This is a genomic window from Aeromonas sp. DSM 116730 (assembly GCF_046581335.1).
Taxonomy (GTDB): domain Bacteria; phylum Pseudomonadota; class Gammaproteobacteria; order Enterobacterales; family Aeromonadaceae; genus Aeromonas; species Aeromonas rivipollensis.
Map to the genome: position 1 here is coordinate 623,550 of NZ_CP144265.1, position 16,058 is coordinate 639,607.

Sequence of the window (16,058 nt, forward strand, 5' to 3'; positions counted from 1 at the left end):
GGATGAGTCATGTATTGAGTACCGGGGTCGCGAGCCCGCTGGAGGCCAGCGCCTTCTTCGAGGCCCAGTTGAAGTTTCGTACCGATCCGGCGGATCTCGCCGCCGATCTGCTGGCCGGGGAGGCGGCTGAGGGGGGCAGCATAGTGGTCATCGACACCCGCTCCCCCGCGCACTACGCCGAGGGTCATATTCCCGGTGCCATCTCCTTCCCCCATAGCACCATGAGCCCGACGACCACGCAGGGGCTGTCGCGGGACAAGGTCTATGTCTGCTACTGCGATGGCATCGGCTGCAACGGCTCGACCCAGGGGGCCTACAAGCTGGCGGCCCTGGGCTTCAGGGTCAAGGAGCTGATGGGCGGTCTGCACTGGTGGCGCCAGGACGGCTTCGCCGTCGCCACCGGCAGTGAGGCCGGCGTGCTGCTGGAAGGGGGGATCGCCTGTGCCTGCTGACCCCGTCTTCAACGGCCATGGCCAGCCCCTGGGCGAGTCTCTGCCCGACTGGCGTGGCGCCGAGTTTCCCCCCCATCGGGTGCTGAGGGGCTGGGGCTGTCGTCTGGAACCGCTCGATCCCGAGCACCACGGCGGCAGCCTGTGGCAGGCCTTCAGTGCCGACAGTGGGGCCATGTGGACCTATCTCACCAGCGGCCCCTTCGAGGATGAGGCGGCCATGCTGGGCTGGCTGCGAGGAGTCGCCGCCAGGGTCGATCCCCAGTTCTATGCCATTGTCGATGAGGGGAGTGGCCGGGCGCTGGGGCTTGCCAGCTACCTGCGCATCGATCCCACCGCGGGCTGCGTGGAGGTGGGCTGGCTGCACTTCTCGCCAGCCCTGCAGCAGTCGCGGCTGGCGACGGCGGCCATGGCGCTGATGATGGCCAATGCCTTCGCCCTGGGCTATCGCCGCTACGAGTGGAAGTGCAATGCCCTGAATCGGCCCTCCTGGCAGGCGGCGCTGCGCCTTGGCTTTTGTTATGAGGGGACTTTCCGCCAGGCCCGGGTGGACAAGGGGCACAGCCGGGATACCGCCTGGTTCTCTGTGATAAACGGCGAGTGGCCCGCCCTGAAGGGCTGTTTCGAGCGCTGGCTGGCGGATGCCAACTTCGACGAACAGGGGCGCCAGCGGCTGCGGCTCTCCGAGCTGACCGCCGCCTGCCGGATGACGCCATAAGCCTGTGCTCCCTTGGGCCTGACTGGCAAAACGAGAGAGGCCCCGATTGCGGGGCCTCTCTCATGCTGGATCTTGCTTAACGAGTGGCCTTATTCATGGTGCTCGTCCCTTAGTGTTCACCGATGGGGGCGGCGATCCACTTCAGCAGGGTCAGCATGTCCTGCGGCGCCACCCCGACCGAGAGGCCGCGTTTGCCGCCGCTCACCAGTATCTCGTCAAACGCCATGGCGGAGTCGTCCAGCACGGTCGGCAGCAGCTTCTTCTGGGCCAGCGGGCTTATGCCCCCCACCTTGTAGCCGGTCAGCTTCTCGGCCTCGGCCGGTTTCATCATCTCCACCTTCTTGAGCCCGGTGGCCTTGGCGAGCTGCTTGAGGCTGCACATGCCGGAGGAGGGGACTATGGCGACCACCGCCTGCTTGTCGTGGTGGGCCAGCAGGGTCTTGAACACCTGAGCCTGGGGCAGGCCGAGCTGGGTCGCGGCATGCTTGCCGAAATCGTCGTGGGCCTCGCACTCGTAGGGGTAGAGCTTGTGAGGGATCTTGAGCTTCTTCAGCAGGTTGATGGCGGGTGTCATGGGGTCTCCTCGGGCCTAAACAAGGTCAGACAGTCTGCGCCCGGGCGGCGGGCATGGCAAGTGGCCGTCCTCGATGGCGCTCATCTTGGGGGTGACCCATATTCGCGAAACGGCCGCCTCACACCTATGATCTGGGGCTGTCTCTCCCCCTGCCTATACTGGCTGTGAGCAGGTGTTGGCGATCGAAAGGAATCCTGGCCATGAATACCCCGGTAAACAGCTTCATCGACATGGGCACCCTGGGGCGTTATGACGCCCTTGCCCGGCTGACCGCCCTGGACCGAGCCTATGGCATAGCCGAGTTCGATCTCGATGGCCGCATGGTGTCGGTCAATGGACTGTTCTGCGACCTCATCGGCTATGCCTCCGAGGAGCTGATAGGCCAGTCCCACCTGTTGCTGCTTCCCCCCGAGCAGCAGGAGGAGCACGATAGCTTCTGGCAGGGGGTGCTCAGCGGCGAGATCCGCTCGGGGTCCTTTCGCCGCATCATGCGCGGGGGCGGCAGTGTCTGGATCCACGCCACCTACATGCCCATCACCAACGAGGCGGGGACCCTGCTCGGGGTGATCAAGCTGGCCCACGACATCACCCCCGAAGTGCTGGCGGAGCAGCGCGTCGAGCAGCAGAGCCAGTTGTTCGACATAGTGGTGGCCGCCCACCAGAGCTTTCTGCTCGATCGCAATCTCGGCTCCGCCTGCGACACCGTCTTCGAGCGGCTGCTGAGCGTGAGCCAGAGCGCCTATGGCTTCATCGGCATCATCCAGTACGAAGAGGAGCGTCCCAGCCTCTACATCCCCTCCATCTCCAACATCTCCTGGGATCAGGCCACCCACGCCTGGTACGAGCAGCAACGCCAGAGCAGAGGGGGGCTCATCTTCAACAAGCTCGACAACCTGTTCGGCCACGTGGTCACTCACAACACCCTGGTGTGCTGCAACGATCTGCCGAGTCATCCGGCGAGTCGCGGCGTCTCTCCCCGGGGTCATCCCCATCTGGACAGCTTTCTCGGCATTCCCATACGCCACAAGGGGGAAGCCATCGGCATGATAGCCCTGGCCAACCGCCCGGGCGGCTTCGACGAAACCCTGGTGAGCTTGCTGGAGCCGCTCACCACTGCCCTGGGCACCCTGATCCACGCCCGCAATCTGGAGGACGAACGCAGCCACATGGAGCGGGTGCTGCGCTTCAACGCCGAACACGACTTTCTCACCAAACTGCCCAACCGCAGCAGCTTCTTCAGTCAGGCCAATGTGCTGCTCGAGCACATCCAGCGCTATCCGGCCGAGGGGGAAGCCTGTTGCCTGGCCCTGATCGACATCGATTTCTTCAAGCAGATCAACGATGAGCATGGCCACCTTGCCGGTGATGCCGTGCTCGAGGAGCTGGCCCGTCTGCTGATGCAGGCGGTGCGCAGCCAGGATCTGGTGGCGAGGTTCGGCGGGGAGGAGTTCATCATGCTGCTGCGTGGTACCACCCAGGAGGAGGCCCGCGCCATCATGGATCGCACCCGCCAGCAGATAGAGCAGCACCCCTTCTTGCATCAGCACCAGCCAATAGCCGTCACCATCAGCGTGGGCCTCACCCCCTATCAGATGGGCTACCGCTGCATGGATGACTGGCTGCTGTGCGTGGATCAGCGCCTCTACGAGGCCAAGCGCCAGGGACGCAACCGTATTGCCTAGGGGGGTTGGATAGCCAAAATAGAAAGGGCGCCATATAGGCGCCCTTTTACGTCAGATGGATAGCCCGGCCATCAACCCGTGTTGCGCATGCCTGCGGCTATGCCGGCTATGGTGACCATCAGCGCCTGATCCAGCTCGGGGTGCAGGGTCTCCGGGTTCTTGCGCGAGCGACCAAGCAGCTCGACCTGCAGCACGTTGAGCGGGTCTGTGTAGGGGTTGCGCAGCTTGATGGACTCCTTGATCCAGGGCTGGTCGTCCAGCAGGTCACCCTGCGGGCGCAGCTCCAGCACCACCTGGATGGAGTCGGCAAGCTCCTGACGCAGCTGCTTGCCGAGGGCCCACAGCTCTTGCGGCACCAGGCGGGTGTCGTAGTACTCCGCCAGCCAGAGGTCGGCCTTGAGGAACACCATCTCCAGCATCTCGAGGCGGGTGCGGAAGAAGGGCCACTGGCGGCTCATCTCGTCCAGCACGCTCTTCTGGCCGTCATCTATGGCCTGCTGCAGCCCCTTGTGGGCACCGAGCCAGGCCGGCAGCATCAGCCGGTTCTGGGTCCAGGCGAAGATCCAGGGGATGGCGCGCAGGCTCTCGACGCCGCCGTTGGGCTTGCGCTTGGCGGGACGGGAACCTAGCGGCAGCTTGCCGAGCTCCATCTCCGGGGTGGCGGCGCGGAAGTAGGGCACGAAGTCCGGGTGGCCGCGCACTATGCTGCGGTAGTGATCGCAGGAGACGGTGGCCAGCTGCTCCATCACGGCGCGCCAGCACTCCTTGGGCTTGGGCGGCGGCAGCAGGTTCCCCTCCAGCACGGCGCTGGTGTAGAGGTTCAGGCTGTGGATGGCGACCTTGGGCAGACCGAACTTGAAGCGGATCATCTCCCCCTGTTCGGTGACCCGCAGGCCACCGCGCAGGGAGCCCGGCGGTTGGGACAGGATCGCCTGATGGGCGGGGGCGCCGCCACGACCGACGGTGCCACCACGGCCATGGAACAGGGTGAGGCGGATGTTGTTGGCCTCAGCCAGCCCCACCAGGGATTCCATGGCGGCGTACTGGGCCCAGCCTGCGGCCATCATGCCCGCATCCTTGGCGGAATCCGAGTAGCCGATCATCACGTACTGGCGACCCTGGATGTAACCGCGATACCAGTCCACCGACAGCAGGCGATCCATCACGGCGGTGCCCGCCATCAGGTCTTCCTGGGTCTCGAACAGCGGTGCGACCGGCATGCGGAACTTGCAGCCGGCTTCCTTCAGCAACAGCTGCACCGCCAGTACGTCCGAGGGGGCGCCCGCCATGGAGATGATGTAGATGCCGAACGCATCCGGGTCGTGACCGGCGATCACCCGGCAGGTATCTATGGTCTCGCGGGTCTCGTCGCTCGGCGCCCAGTCGGTGGGGATCAGCGGGCGGCGGGAGTTCAGTTCGTTGAGCAGGAAGGCCTGCTTGTCGTCCTCGCTCCACTCGGCGTAGTCCCCCATGCCGAGGTAGCGGGTCAGCTCGGAGAAGACCTGACCGTGACGCTCGCCGTCCTGGCGGATGTCCAGCTTGACCAGATGGATGCCGAAGCAGGCCAGCTTGCGCAGCACGTCCAGCAGCATGCCGTCGGCTATGTTGCCCATGCCGCAGGCGTGCAGGGAGTGATAGCAGAGCTCCAGCGGCTCGCGCAGCTGGGCCGTGGTCTTGATGAGATCGCGGCTCTCGCTCGCCTGACCCTGCACCTTGGCGGTGAGAAATTCCTGGGTCTCGCGCAGCGCTTCGCGCAGCTCGCGCACCAGGGCGCGATAGGGCTCGGGATTGTCACCGACCCGGGCGCGCAGGGCCTCGGTACAGTCGGCCATGGAGAGCTCAGAGGTGAGCTCCTTGATGTCCTTGTAGAAGAGGTTGACCGCCATCCAGCGGCCCAGCTCCAGTACCTCGGCGGTCACCTTGGCGGTGACGAAGGGGTTGCCGTCGCGGTCACCGCCCATCCAGGAGGTGAACTTGACCGGCGCGGCATCCAGCGGCAGGCGCACACCCAGGTGGTGTTGCAGACGCTCGTCCAGGTTGCGCATGAATTCGGGAATGGCCGGCCACAGGCTGTTCTCCACCACGGCGAAGCCCCACTTGGCTTCGTCTACCGGGGTCGGGCGCTGTTCGCGGATCTCGTTGGTGTGCCAGGCCTGATTGACCAGCTGTTCGATGCGATTGAGGATCTTGTCCCGCTCGCGGGGCAGCAGATCGGAGAGCTCCAGCGCTTCCAGGCAGTCGTTGAGCTGGACGTGCTTGTGGATCAGGGTGCGACGGGTCACCTCTGTGGGGTGGGCGGTCAGCACCAGATCGATGTCCAGCTCGCGCACCGCCTGGATGATGGCCTCCTGGGAGAGGTTGGATGCTTTCAGCTTGGCGAACATCTGCTCAAGCGGGTCCGGCGTGCACTCCTGCTCTTCGCAGCGGCGGGAGATGGTGTGGAACTGCTCCGCCACGTTGGCCAGATTGAGGAACTGGCTGAAGGCGCGGGCCACCGGCAGCAGCTCGTCATCGGAGAGGGTACGCAGGGTCTCGAGCAGGCGTTCCCGGTCTGTCTCGTTGCCCTTGCGGGAGGACTTGGCCAGTTGACGAATGGTCTCAATCTTGTCGAGGAAGGCTTGACCCTGATGGTCCTTGATGGATTTACCCAGCAGTTGGCCCAACATGCCTACGTTGGCCCGTAGTGCGGCGTACTTTTCGTTCATTCCACATCCTTATTTTTGTTGGTGCCCCTTGACCTTCCGGGGGGAGAGGCAGCCTCACTTATTGTTGTGCGATTACAACATATGCTCCGTCATCTTAGGGGGACAATCTACCCAGATTGTCTGCGCAAGGTCAAATAACAAGCCGATTCAGAACATGTATTTCCCTCACCTGTCCCTGGGTGGCATGTCATGTAACTTACTTACATTCCCGTCGAGCTAGACGCAGAAACGCCGGATCAGGTGCTGCAGCACCGCCGTGGTCGGTTTGACGAACGACAGGTCCAGGTACTCGTCCGGCTGATGGGCCTGGGTGATATGGCCCGGGCCCATCACTATTGTCTGGCATCCCAACTGCTGGATAAAGGGGGCCTCGGTGCAATAGTTCACGGATTCGGCGGCGCGGCCACTCGCCTTCTCGGCTTCACGTACCAGATCTGAGCCATCCTCGCAGGCATAGGCCGGGATGGGTTCGTGCAGGTGCTGCAGGTGCAGGCAACCCGGCTGGTGGATTTCGATGGGGGAGAGCGCCTCTTTGAGCATGCCCATCAGCTCATCCGGCCCAACTTGCGGGGTGGGGCGCATATCGATGTGCAGCTCGCAGCAGCCGCAGATGCGGTTCGGGCTGTCGCCCCCCTGGATGTAGCCCAGGTTCAGGGTGGGTTGCGGCACTGCGAACCTGTGGTCGGCGTAGCGTTCCTTGAGATCCCGCTGCAGTTTGAGCACCTGGCCCATGGCTTTGTGCATGATCTCCATGGCGTTGACCCCGTTGGCGGGATCCGAGCTGTGGCCGCTCTTGCCCGTGATGCGAATGGCTTCCGACATGTGGCCCTTGTGGGCCACCACGGGCACCAGGCCGGTGGGCTCGCCTATCACCGCATAGTCGGGTTTGATCTCGGCGGCCGCGGCGATGGCACGGGCGCCCGCCATTGTGGTCTCTTCGTCGGCGGTGGCCAGGATGCGCAGCGGCTTGCGGAGCTTGCTGAGATCGACCTCCTTGAGCGCCTCCACGATGAAGGCGAAGAAGCCCTTCATGTCGATGGTGCCGAGCCCGTACAGGCGGTTGCCCTCCTCGGTTACCTTGAAGGGATCCTTGCTCCAGCCTCCCTCGTCGAAGGGCACAGTATCGGTATGGCCCGCCAGCAGCAGGCCCCCTTCCCCCTGGCCATAGGTCGCCACCAGGTTGAATTTGCCCGGCAGGTCGGGCAGCGCCGTCACCTCGCACTGGAAACCCAGCTGGCCGAACCAGTCGGCCAGCAGCCGGATCACCGCCTCATTGCTCTGATCCCAGCGGGGATCCGTGCTGCTGATAGAGGGAATCGCAATAATATTCTTATAAAGTGAAAAAAAATCCAGATTGGCCATCAGCTGCTCCTTGCGTCCCCGGAGTGTTTCTGTTAGAAAATACAAATGCAAAGTGAGTGCATGAATATTCTGTTCGAGCGCTCATCAACAAGGCTTCTAGTTGTAAGGGAAAGTTAATGTTCTGTCACCTGATCTGTAACCGACGACGCATATCCGCCTGAATTGCCCCTCCGCACTCGTTGCATCTAAGGGGCGATAGCCGACCCCTTGCACCGCAGCACCACGCTGTGAATTTCGAACCCAGACTTGGAATACTCAAACATGCTCAATACCGTTATCGTCGGTGCCAGTGGCTACGCGGGGGCCGAACTGGCCGCACTGGTCCAGAACCATCCAGAGCTCAAGCTGTTCGGCCTCTATGTGTCGGCCGGCAGCCAGGACGCCCACAAGCGTTTCTCTTCTCTGCATCCCCAGTGGGTCGGTGAGCTGGATCAGCCGCTGCTGCCGCTGGACGAGGACGGCATGACCCGGATCCTGACCCAGGCCGATCTGGTGCTGCTGGCCACCGCCCACGAGGTGAGCGCCGAGCTTGCCCCCAAGTTCCTGGCCAAGGGACTGCCGGTGTTCGATCTCTCCGGTGCCTTCCGGGTCAAGGATCAGGGGTTCTACGCCTCCTTCTACGGCTTCACCCACGACAGCGAGCAGTGGCTGGAACAGGCCGTCTACGGTCTGGCGGAGTGGAATGCCGATGCCATTGCCGCCGCCCAGCTGATTGCGGTGCCCGGCTGCTACCCGACCGCGTCGCTCTGCGCCCTCAAGCCGCTGCAGCAGGCCGGTCTGATTGCCGAGGGATGGCAGCCCATCATCAACGCCGTCTCCGGCGTCTCCGGGGCTGGTCGCAAGGCCGCCATCAACACCAGCTTCTGCGAAGTGAGCCTGAGCCCCTACGGCACCTTCAATCACAGACACCAGCCAGAGATCAGCCACCACCTCGGCAAGGGGGTGCTGTTCCAGCCCCACCTCGGCAACTATGTGCGGGGCATACTGGCCACCATCTATGTGCAACTGGCGGATGGCGTGACGCAGACCCAGGTGGATCAAGCCTATCTCAAGGCCTATGAAGGCAAGCCCCTGGTGCGCCTCACCGGCCAGATGCCCTCCATCCGTGGCGTGGCCAATACCCCTTACTGCGACCTCGCCTGGCAGCAGCAGGGCAACATGCTGGTGGTGGTGTCCGCCATCGACAACCTGCTCAAGGGCGCCGCCTCCCAGGCGATGCAGTGCATAAATATCAAGTTTGGTTTTGAACCGGCCACCGGCCTGATTTAACGCTTTAAGGAAGGATCGAGAAGATGGACAAGCAGACGCTGGTAATCAAGTTGGGTGGTGCCCTGATCGAGAACGACGAGGCCCTGACCGCCCTGTTCGCTACCCTGAAAACCTTCCTGGACGATCAGCACCGTCCCCTGGTGCTGGTACACGGTGGTGGCTGCCTGGTGGATGACCTGCTCAAGGGGCTGGGGATGACCTCCACCAAGAAGAACGGCCTGCGGGTCACCCCGTTCGAGCAGATCCCCTTCATCGCCGGGGCCCTGGCGGGCACGGCGAACAAGATGATGATGGCCAAGGCCATCGCCACCGGCATCCCGGCGGTGGGGCTCTGCCTCGCCGACGGCGGCCTCTGCCAGGTGACCCAGCTCGACCCGGATCTCGGCGCCGTAGGTGACTGCCAGCCGGGCAACCCGGCGCTGGTGGCCGGCATCCTGGGGCAGGGCTTCCTGCCGGTGGTGAGCTCCATCGGCATCACCGCTGACGGTCAGCTGATGAACGTCAACGCGGATCAGGCGGCCACCGCCATTGCCGAGGCGCTCGGTGCCGATCTGGTGATGCTGTCGGATGTGAGTGGCATCCTGGATGGCAAGGGCAAGCTGGTTGCCAAGCTGGACAAGCAGAGCGCGCTGGACCTGATGGAGAAGGGCGTTATTACGGACGGCATGGCGGTCAAGGTGAAGGCTGCCCTGCATGCCGCCGAGACCCTGGGCAAGCCAGTCTGTGTCGCCAGCTGGCGCTACCCGGACCAACTGCTCAAGCTGCTGGCGGGCGGCGCCGTCGGCACCCAAGTCACCCTCTAACCCTGGCCGGAAAAAGGAACATCCGATGCAACATCTTCTGAAAGACAGCGACTTGAGCAAGGCCCAGATAGAGGCGCTGATAGCCCTGGGCAAATCGGTCAAGGCCGATCCGAAGAAATACAGCCAGGCCCTGGCGGGCAAGAGCGTGGTCACCCTGTTCGAGAAACCCTCCCTGCGCACCCGGGTCACCTTCGACATCGGCATCGCCCGGCTCGGGGGTCACAGCGTCTACCTGGATCAGCAGAACGGCGCGCTCGGCAAGCGGGAATCGGTGAAGGATTTCGCCGCCAACCTGTCCCGCTGGTGTGACGCCATAGTCGCCCGGGTGTTCGATCACCAGACCCTGGTCGAGCTGGCGGAGCATGGCTCTGTGCCGGTGGTGAACAGCCTGTGCAACCTCTACCACCCCTGTCAGGGGCTGGCGGACTTCATGACCATCAGCGAGCACTACAGCGATCTCTCCAAGGTGAAGCTGGCCTACCTCGGCGATGGCAACAACGTCAGCCACTCCCTGCTGCTGCTGGGGGCGACACTCGGCACCGATGTGACTCTGGTCTGCCCCAAGGGCCATGGCCCGGATACCCAGCTCTTCCTGCAGGCCCAGGCGCTGGCGGCGCAATCTGGCGCGCAGATCCACATCAGCGATGACGTGGGCGCCATCGAAGGCTTTGACGTGGTTTATACCGACACCTGGGTCTCCATGGGTGACAACACACCAATGGAGCAGGTAAAAGATATCTTCATGCCTTATCAGATCAACCAGGCCCTGCTCGATCGCACCGGCATCGCCCACGTGCTGCATTGTCAGCCGGCGCACCGGGAGCTGGAGATCACCTCGGAGGTCATGGACGGACCAGCCTCCCTCATCATGGATGAGGCAGAAAACCGGATGCATATCCAGAATGCCGTGCTGCTGACCCTGTTCGGGCACAAGTAACGCGGCAACCGACCCTGAATCACAACCTTATCGAATCATCACGGAGAGAAGTAAATGAGCGGAATCAACAAGATCGTACTGGCTTACTCGGGCGGACTGGATACCTCGGCCATCATTCCCTGGCTGAAGGAGAACTACGATGCGGAGATCATCGCCTTCGTCGCCGACGTCGGTCAGGAGCGTGACGATCTGGAAGGGATCGAGCAAAAAGCCATCGCCTCCGGCGCCACCAAGTGCATCGTCAAGGACCTGCGGGAAGAGTTCGTCAAGGAGTACGTCTATCCGACCCTGAAGACAGGCGCCGTTTACGAAGGCACCTACCTGCTGGGCACCTCCATGGCCCGTCCCATCATCGCCAAGGCGATGGTGGAAGCGGCCCTGGCGGAAGGCGCAGACGCCATCTCCCACGGTTGTACCGGCAAGGGCAATGATCAGGTGCGTTTCGAAGGTGCGGTCGCCGCACTGGCGCCCCAGCTGAAAGTGATCGCCCCCTGGCGTCTGTGGGACATGCGCTCCCGGGAAGATCTGCTGGCCTATCTGGAAGCCCGCGACATCCCCTGCAAGGCAACCCTGAAGAAGATCTACAGCCGCGACGCCAACGCCTGGCACATCTCCACCGAGGGTGGCGAGCTGGAGAGCACCTGGAACGAGCCGTCCGAAGCGGTCTGGCAGTGGACTGTGCCGGCCGAGCAGGCTCCGAACGAGCCGGAATACGTCAAGCTGACCGTGGCCCAGGGCGAAGTGGTGGCCGTTGACGACCAGCCGCTGACCCCGCACCAGATCCTGATGACCCTGAACGAGCGTGCCGGCAAGCACGGCGTGGGCCGCATCGACATCACCGAGAACCGCATGGTGGGCATGAAGTCCCGTGGCTGCTACGAGACCCCGGGTGGCACCGTCATGGTGGCGGCACTGCGCGCCGTGGAAGAGCTGGTACTGGACAGACCGACCCGCGCCTGGCGCGAGAAGCTGGGTGCCGAGTTCTCCCACCTGGTCTATGACGGCCGCTGGTTCACTCCGCTGTGCAAGGCCATTGTCGCCTCCGCCAACGCCATCGCCGAGGATCTCGACGGTGAAGTGGTGCTGAAGATGTACAAGGGTCAGGTCACTGCGGTGCAGAAGAAGTCGCCGAACAGCCTCTACTCCGAAGACTTCGCCACCTTCGGCGCCGACGAGGTGTACGACCAGAGCCACGCAGAAGGCTTTATCCGTCTCTACACCCTGGCGAGCCGGATCCGCGCCATGAAGGAGCAGCATCAGGCCATCGGCGGTGACCACACCCACGGTTGATCTGAAGACATGATCCGTTGATACCGGTGAGGGGGCTTGGCCCCCTCACTTATAAGCGGCGGCATGGTGGATAACCGGTGAGCTGTGACAAGAGCGGCAGCGCCCTGGCCGCTTCTGTGAGATAACAGGGGCAGTGTGAATATGGTGCTGAAGCATTTTCTCCCTTCTCCCGCTTACTTGAGAAACGAGGGGAGAAGGGGCGGGGATGAGGGATTGCCCTCACCCTAGCCCTCTCCCAGAGGGAGAGGGAACCGATCGAGGTTAGGTGTGGTGGCAGCTCATTTTTTGTTGGCAGATTAACCACGATTTACCCGTAGATCACCGTCTTGCTCCCTTCTCCCCTCGCGGGAGAAGGGTTGGGGATGAGGGGCGGTAACTGTAACCGCATCGATCACCACCGCACTGTTATGCAGAAAAATACAGGGCAAGATTTCAGCGCGCAGGCCAAGGGGCCGCGCGAGTAGGGCAGGCGCAGGCGCTGCCGACAACGAATTCAAGGAGAGCAGTATGGCACTTTGGGGTGGACGCTTCAGTCAGGGAGCCGATAGCAGGTTCAAGCAGTTCAACGATTCGCTGCGGTTCGATTACCGCCTGGCGGAGCAGGATATCCAGGGCTCCATGGCCTGGGCCAAGGCGCTGGTCAAGGTGGGCGTATTGACCAGCGATGAGCAAGGCAAACTGCAGCAGGCGATGGAAGTGCTGCTGGCCTCGGTGCAGCAGGATCCCCAGCAGATCCTGAGCTCGGATGCCGAAGACATCCACTCCTGGGTCGAGGGCAAGCTCATCGATGCCGTCGGCACCCTGGGCAAGAAGCTGCACACCGGCCGCTCGCGCAACGATCAGGTCGCCACCGATCTCAAGCTCTGGTGCAAGGCCCAGGGTGAGCTGCTGCTCGGCTCCATCACGGCGCTGCAACAGGGGCTGGTCGCTTCCGCCCGTGCCAACCAGGCCGCGGTGCTGCCCGGTTACACCCACCTGCAGCGTGCCCAACCGGTCACCTTCGCCCACTGGGCGCTGGCCTATGTGGAGATGCTGGAGCGGGATCACTCCCGTCTGCAGGATGCCCTCAAGCGCCTCGACACCAGCCCGCTCGGCTGCGGCGCCCTGGCGGGTACGGCGTACGCCATCGACCGGGAAGCGCTGGCGCTCGATATGGGCTTTAGCGGCGCCACCCGCAACAGTCTGGATTCGGTCTCCGATCGGGATCACGTGGTGGAGCTGATGCACGTGGCGTCCCTCTCCATGACCCACCTGTCGCGTTTTGCGGAAGATCTTATCTTCTACAACACCGGCGAGGCGGGCTTCGTGGAGCTCTCCGATGCGGTCACCTCCGGCTCTTCCTTGATGCCCCAGAAGAAGAACCCGGATGCGCTTGAGCTTATTCGTGGCAAGACAGGCCGGGTGGTGGGCGCCCAGATGGGCATGCTGATGAGCCTGAAGGCGCTGCCGCTGGCCTACAACAAGGACATGCAGGAAGACAAGGAAGGGCTGTTCGACGCCCTCGACACCTGGCACGACTGCCTCGACATGGCGGCTCTGGTGCTGATCGATCTGAAAGTGAACGGCGAGCGCACCAAGGCGGCGGCCCAGGGCGGTTACGCCAATGCCACCGAGCTGGCGGACTATCTGGTGGCCAAGGGGATCCCCTTCCGCGAGGCGCACCATATAGTCGGTGAGACTGTGGTCTACGCGATCCAGGTGAAGAAACCCCTGGAGGAGCTCTCTTTGTCTGAGTTCCAGCGTTTCAGCCCTGTGGTGGGGGAGGATGTCTATCCGAACCTGGAGCTGGAAGCCACCCTGGCCAAGCGGGTCGCCAAGGGCGGCGTCGCCCGCGAGCAGATAGACGCTGCGCTGGTCGCCGCCGAACAGTGGCTGGCCAAGCGCGCTGGCTGAATTGCAGCGGCCAGGGTCCCATGAGCAGAAAACGGCAACCTCGGGGTTGCCGTTTTTTTATGTGCCCTATTGTGCGGGCAGGTCTGCGGCTATGTCAGCGAGGGTCCTCAGCCCTTGCTGGCACTGGCCTGATGCACGGCATCGGTGAGCAGGGTCTGCAACTGGCGCTCGGCCTCATTGGGTTCATTGCCCGCCCTCAGCAGGGCGATCCCCAGGGGGCCCGGTGACGGCAGCACATAGGTCAAGGGGGATAGGGTGGCCGGCATGCCTAGGGTGGAGCGCACAGTGAGCCCGAGCCCTGCCTGCAAGGCCGCCCAGATGCCCGCCAGACTCTGGCTGGTGAAGGCGATGCGCCAGGGGATCCCTGCCTCGTCGAGGGCCCGGGTGGCCCGTGATCGCATCAGGCAGGGGGCATCGAAGACCACCAGGGGCAGAGGCTCCCCCCGAGCCAGCAGAGGGGCGAGCTCCCAGTCCGGGTGCGCTATCCATTGCAGTGGCACCAGGTCGATGAGCTTGGCATCCATCCCCTCATCTTGTGGCTGCCAGGTCATGGCAATGTCGAGGCTGCCCTCCCTGATCCCTTTCGTCAGCGGCCCATTGCGATCGATGCGGGTCGTCATGCGAAGCCCAGGGTGCAGGCGACAGAAGGGCCCCAGCACGGCCGGCAGCAAAGACTCGCCAAAGTCCTCCTGTACTCCCAGCCTGATCTCTCCTTGCAGCAACTCCCCCTTCAGGGCGCGCATGGCCTCGTCATTGAGATCCAGCAGCCGTTTCCCATACCCCAGCAGCAGCTCGCCCTGGGCTGTCGGGATCAGGTGGCGCCCGCTGCGAGCGACCAGCGCCGTGCCGCATTGCTGCTCGAGTTTTTTCAACTGGGCGCTGACTGCCGAGGTGGAACGGCACAGCCGCTGCGCCGCCAGTGCAAAGTTGCCGCACTCCATGCCGACGACATAGCTGCGCAGGGCATCGAGATCCAGGTTCAGGGGAAGGGGCGTCATAATTGTCCTGATAATCGGGATTATTGGTCTTTGATATTTCGATTTTATAAATTGTAGCAGTGGGAGAGAGTGGCTTCACCATCCAAGGAGATTGCCATGACCCATTCTGTTCTTGATCGTGACGACCTGGCGCTGACAGCGCCGAGACTGTCCCAGCTAGCGGAAGAGACGCTGTTTGGCGATATCTGGCAGCGGCCCGCCCTGTCAGCCAGCGAGCGCAGTCTGATCACCCTGGCCATACTGGCGTCGCTGGGCCGGGTGCAACAGCTGCCCTGGCACATAGCGTTCGCCCAGCAAAACGGCCTGACACGGGATCAGCTGGAGGAGTTGTTCACCCATCTCGCCTTCTACGCCGGCTTGCCCGCCGCTGTCACCGCCGTTAGTCTGCTGCCCGCCCGCGAGGAGGCCAACCCATGCCGCTGACCCGTATCACGGTGCGCGAGGGGATGAGTGACGCGCGCCTGCAACAGCTCTCCGATCTCTATCACCAGACTCTGGTGGAGGTGTTTGATGTACCGCGGGAGGACAAGTTCCAGATCCTGGAGGCCTTGCCAGCCAAGGCGCTTGTTTATCATCCCCACTATCAGACTGGCCGCCGGGACGGCGACTTCATCCTGTTCCAGATCCTGGCGGGAAAGCCCCGCAGCACTGCGGTCAAGCAGCGGCTCTATGAGCGGCTCGCCGAGCGCCTGCATGCGGATTTGGGCATCCATCCCGACAACCTTATGGTGGTGATCCAGCTGAACGGCAGCGAGGAGTGGAGCTTCGGACGGGGTCTGATGTTTCGGCAGGAGGTGAGCTTATGATCGCCATGCACTACAGATTCACCCTGCCGGCGGACTACGACATGGCGCTGATCGAGCAGCGGATCGCCAGCAATGGCGCCAGACTCGACGGCTTCCCCGGCTTGCTGTTCAAGGCCTATCTCTATGGCCGCCATGACGAGGCCGCGCTGCCATGCCGGGAGAATCGCTATGCCCCCTTCTATGTGTGGCAAAGCGCCGAGGCGATGCGCAGTTTCATTGTCAGCGAGGGCTTCGCGGCGCTCACCAAGCAGTTTGGCTGGCCCCATATCGAGACCTGGCATCTGCTGACCGCCCCGCAGATGGAGGATCTCGAGCAGGCCAGGGTGGCCATCTTGCGGCGCACTCCCATTATCCCCCATTCCAGCCTGGCCGAGCGGCACACCGGGGCCATGCTGAGCGGATGGGACCTCTCCCGCTGGCAGTGGCTGGAGGTGGATCTCCTGGCGTCGCTCCCACAGGCGATACCGGCAGGGGCCGATGCCTATCACATCGGCTATCTGGCCAAAGGGAGCTCTTTGTCCTGAACGGGTGACAGCGGATATCCGGTGGCGGCCAAGGCTTTCTTCGGTGGC

At 63.3% G+C, this 16,058-nt stretch carries 15 protein-coding genes; 11 read left to right on the forward strand and 4 right to left on the reverse strand.

Translation table 11 applies throughout. The features are described 5' to 3' along the window. Nucleotides 1-2: 2 nt before the first annotated feature. Both Aeroheme_RS03060 and Aeroheme_RS03065 read left to right on the forward strand, forming a co-directional pair. Nucleotides 3-452: a rhodanese-like domain-containing protein gene (locus Aeroheme_RS03060; protein WP_408818007.1), complete on the forward strand. Its 450-nt coding sequence runs from the start codon at nt 3-5 to the stop codon at nt 450-452. Then, nucleotides 442-1,167: a GNAT family N-acetyltransferase gene (locus Aeroheme_RS03065; protein WP_411166664.1), complete on the forward strand. Its 726-nt coding sequence runs from the start codon at nt 442-444 to the stop codon at nt 1,165-1,167. Before Aeroheme_RS03060 ends, Aeroheme_RS03065 begins: the two co-directional genes overlap by 11 nt. Nucleotides 1,168-1,276: 109 nt before the next feature. Here the strand turns inward: Aeroheme_RS03065 and ybaK are convergent, their stop codons facing one another. Beyond that, entirely contained in the window at nt 1,277-1,741 is a 465-nt protein-coding gene (ybaK, locus tag Aeroheme_RS03070; RefSeq protein ID WP_106885775.1) for a Cys-tRNA(Pro) deacylase, read from the reverse strand. Between the two features lie 200 nt (nt 1,742-1,941). Between ybaK and Aeroheme_RS03075 the strand changes: the two genes are divergently transcribed. Further along, complete coding sequence (locus Aeroheme_RS03075; RefSeq protein ID WP_411166665.1) at nt 1,942-3,423, forward strand: diguanylate cyclase; 1,482 nt, start codon at nt 1,942-1,944, stop codon at nt 3,421-3,423. 71 nt (nt 3,424-3,494) lie between these two features. On the opposite strand, the gene ppc is transcribed toward Aeroheme_RS03075, so the two are convergent. Together ppc and argE are read right to left on the reverse strand one after the other, a co-directional pair. Further along, the gene (ppc, locus tag Aeroheme_RS03080) at nt 3,495-6,128 is read right to left on the reverse strand and encodes a phosphoenolpyruvate carboxylase (RefSeq protein ID WP_111910512.1); all 2,634 of its coding nucleotides are present in this window, start codon (nt 6,126-6,128) and stop codon (nt 3,495-3,497) included. Nucleotides 6,129-6,344: 216 nt separating this feature from the next. Beyond that, a complete protein-coding gene (gene argE / locus Aeroheme_RS03085) occupies nt 6,345-7,490 on the reverse strand; it encodes an acetylornithine deacetylase (RefSeq protein WP_411166666.1) in 1,146 nt (381 codons plus the stop codon). 261 nt (nt 7,491-7,751) lie between these two features. On the opposite strand from argE, the gene argC reads away from it, so the two are divergent. From argC to argH, 5 genes are all read left to right on the forward strand, one after another. Then, nucleotides 7,752-8,759, forward strand: a complete 1,008-nt coding sequence (argC, locus tag Aeroheme_RS03090; RefSeq protein WP_205642482.1) for an N-acetyl-gamma-glutamyl-phosphate reductase — start codon at nt 7,752-7,754, stop codon at nt 8,757-8,759. 23 nt (nt 8,760-8,782) lie between these two features. After that, a complete protein-coding gene (gene argB, locus Aeroheme_RS03095; RefSeq protein ID WP_106885778.1) occupies nt 8,783-9,562 on the forward strand; it encodes an acetylglutamate kinase in 780 nt (259 codons plus the stop codon). A 25-nt stretch (nt 9,563-9,587) separates the two neighbouring features. Further along, nucleotides 9,588-10,499, forward strand: a complete 912-nt coding sequence (locus Aeroheme_RS03100; RefSeq protein WP_411166667.1) for an ornithine carbamoyltransferase — start codon at nt 9,588-9,590, stop codon at nt 10,497-10,499. 54 nt (nt 10,500-10,553) lie between these two features. Then, entirely contained in the window at nt 10,554-11,789 is a 1,236-nt protein-coding gene (locus Aeroheme_RS03105; protein WP_408837157.1) for an argininosuccinate synthase, read from the forward strand. Nucleotides 11,790-12,296: 507 nt separating this feature from the next. After that, entirely contained in the window at nt 12,297-13,682 is a 1,386-nt protein-coding gene (argH, locus tag Aeroheme_RS03110) for an argininosuccinate lyase (RefSeq protein WP_404835847.1), read from the forward strand. A 107-nt stretch (nt 13,683-13,789) separates the two neighbouring features. On the opposite strand, the gene Aeroheme_RS03115 is transcribed toward argH, so the two are convergent. Further along, nucleotides 13,790-14,680: a LysR substrate-binding domain-containing protein gene (locus Aeroheme_RS03115; protein ID WP_404835848.1), complete on the reverse strand. Its 891-nt coding sequence runs from the start codon at nt 14,678-14,680 to the stop codon at nt 13,790-13,792. Between the two features lie 96 nt (nt 14,681-14,776). On the opposite strand from Aeroheme_RS03115, the gene Aeroheme_RS03120 reads away from it, so the two are divergent. Genes Aeroheme_RS03120 through Aeroheme_RS03130 form a run of 3 tightly spaced genes read left to right on the forward strand, consistent with a single transcriptional unit; the run spans nt 14,777 to nt 16,010 of the window. Then, on the forward strand, nt 14,777-15,103 hold the full coding sequence (locus tag Aeroheme_RS03120) for a carboxymuconolactone decarboxylase family protein (RefSeq protein ID WP_404835849.1): 327 nt from the start codon (nt 14,777-14,779) through the stop codon (nt 15,101-15,103). Then, complete coding sequence (locus Aeroheme_RS03125; RefSeq protein WP_111910505.1) at nt 15,094-15,486, forward strand: tautomerase family protein; 393 nt, start codon at nt 15,094-15,096, stop codon at nt 15,484-15,486. Before Aeroheme_RS03120 ends, Aeroheme_RS03125 begins: the two co-directional genes overlap by 10 nt. Next, nucleotides 15,483-16,010, forward strand: coding sequence for a DUF4865 family protein (locus Aeroheme_RS03130; RefSeq protein ID WP_289976482.1), 528 nt, complete (start codon nt 15,483-15,485; stop codon nt 16,008-16,010). The genes Aeroheme_RS03125 and Aeroheme_RS03130 overlap by 4 nt, the downstream gene beginning before the upstream one ends. Nucleotides 16,011-16,058: the final 48 nt, after the last annotated feature.

What these genes read in the sequence shown, in the direction of transcription:
- Aeroheme_RS03060 (WP_408818007.1), top strand. Translation starts at nt 3, where the DNA reads ATGAGTCATGTATTGAGTACCGGGGTCGCGAGCCCGCTGGAGGCCAGC.
- ybaK (WP_106885775.1), bottom strand. Translation starts at nt 1,741, where the DNA reads ATGACACCCGCCATCAACCTGCTGAAGAAGCTCAAGATCCCTCACAAG.
- Aeroheme_RS03075 (WP_411166665.1), top strand. Translation starts at nt 1,942, where the DNA reads ATGAATACCCCGGTAAACAGCTTCATCGACATGGGCACCCTGGGGCGT.
- ppc (WP_111910512.1), bottom strand. Translation starts at nt 6,128, where the DNA reads ATGAACGAAAAGTACGCCGCACTACGGGCCAACGTAGGCATGTTGGGC.
- argE (WP_411166666.1), bottom strand. Translation starts at nt 7,490, where the DNA reads ATGGCCAATCTGGATTTTTTTTCACTTTATAAGAATATTATTGCGATT.
- argC (WP_205642482.1), top strand. Translation starts at nt 7,752, where the DNA reads ATGCTCAATACCGTTATCGTCGGTGCCAGTGGCTACGCGGGGGCCGAA.
- argB (WP_106885778.1), top strand. Translation starts at nt 8,783, where the DNA reads ATGGACAAGCAGACGCTGGTAATCAAGTTGGGTGGTGCCCTGATCGAG.
- Aeroheme_RS03100 (WP_411166667.1), top strand. Translation starts at nt 9,588, where the DNA reads ATGCAACATCTTCTGAAAGACAGCGACTTGAGCAAGGCCCAGATAGAG.
- Aeroheme_RS03105 (WP_408837157.1), top strand. Translation starts at nt 10,554, where the DNA reads ATGAGCGGAATCAACAAGATCGTACTGGCTTACTCGGGCGGACTGGAT.
- argH (WP_404835847.1), top strand. Translation starts at nt 12,297, where the DNA reads ATGGCACTTTGGGGTGGACGCTTCAGTCAGGGAGCCGATAGCAGGTTC.
- Aeroheme_RS03115 (WP_404835848.1), bottom strand. Translation starts at nt 14,680, where the DNA reads ATGACGCCCCTTCCCCTGAACCTGGATCTCGATGCCCTGCGCAGCTAT.
- Aeroheme_RS03120 (WP_404835849.1), top strand. Translation starts at nt 14,777, where the DNA reads ATGACCCATTCTGTTCTTGATCGTGACGACCTGGCGCTGACAGCGCCG.
- Aeroheme_RS03125 (WP_111910505.1), top strand. Translation starts at nt 15,094, where the DNA reads ATGCCGCTGACCCGTATCACGGTGCGCGAGGGGATGAGTGACGCGCGC.
- Aeroheme_RS03130 (WP_289976482.1), top strand. Translation starts at nt 15,483, where the DNA reads ATGATCGCCATGCACTACAGATTCACCCTGCCGGCGGACTACGACATG.